At 68.0% G+C, this 687-nt stretch carries 1 protein-coding gene and 1 pseudogene; one reads left to right on the top strand and one right to left on the bottom strand.

The genetic code is table 11. From position 1 onward, the window contains the following. A partial coding sequence (locus GTY47_RS03615) for a helix-turn-helix domain-containing protein (RefSeq protein WP_158688408.1) occupies window positions 1-203 on the bottom strand: 203 nt, incomplete at its 3' end. 133 nt (window positions 204-336) lie between these two features. Between GTY47_RS03615 and GTY47_RS03610 the strand changes: the two are divergent. Further along, window positions 337-687: pseudogene (locus GTY47_RS03610) on the top strand (2,3-dihydroxybiphenyl 1,2-dioxygenase); the annotation flags it as partial.

Raw genomic sequence — 687 nt, 5'->3', positions numbered from 1 at the left:
GCTGCCTCGAACAGCTCCGTCTTCGACTCGAAGTGGTTGTAGAAGGAGCCGAAACCCACATCCGCGCGCTCGGCGATCGCCTGGATGCTGGCGTTCGTGTCCCCGGTCTCGGCGAGTATCTGCCGGGCCGCTCGCACGAGAGCCCTGCGGGTCTCCGCGCGACGCCGCTCGAACCGGTTGCTGGGCAGGGCTGACGTAGACATGCGCAGAGTCTAACCGTCGGACGATGGCGATAGCAGTCCTGATGGATTCATCATTTCCTGCCGCGAACCTCTTGACGACGGAACTGTCAAACCTGATGATTTCCTCATTACGGCAAGTTGCTCGGAGGGCACCATGTCTGAAATCCGCGCCGACGGGACCAACGTCCGCACGGCCCACCAGGACCTCCACAGCGAGCAGGGCGCCCTGCGCGGCGAACACCCCGGCCGCTCCCGGAACCCGGTGATCAAGGTGGCCGACCTGGCCTGGCTGGAGTTCGAGAAGCCCGACCTGGACCGCGCCGAGGTCTTCGCCCGGGACTTCGGTTTCGGCATCGCCGCCCGCACCGAGCGGGAGCTGTGGCTGCGCGGCACCTTCGCCGGCTCACCCTGCATGGTGATCCGGCGCGGCCGCACGTCCCGCTTCATCGGCCCGGCGTTCCGGGCGGCCGAGCGGGCCGACCTGGACCGGCTGGCCCGTGCCACC

It is taken from the genome of Streptomyces sp. SID5464 (genome assembly GCF_009862985.1).
Lineage (GTDB): Bacteria > Actinomycetota > Actinomycetes > Streptomycetales > Streptomycetaceae > Streptomyces > Streptomyces chartreusis_D.
This window is presented reverse-complemented; position numbering and strand designations above follow the sequence as displayed.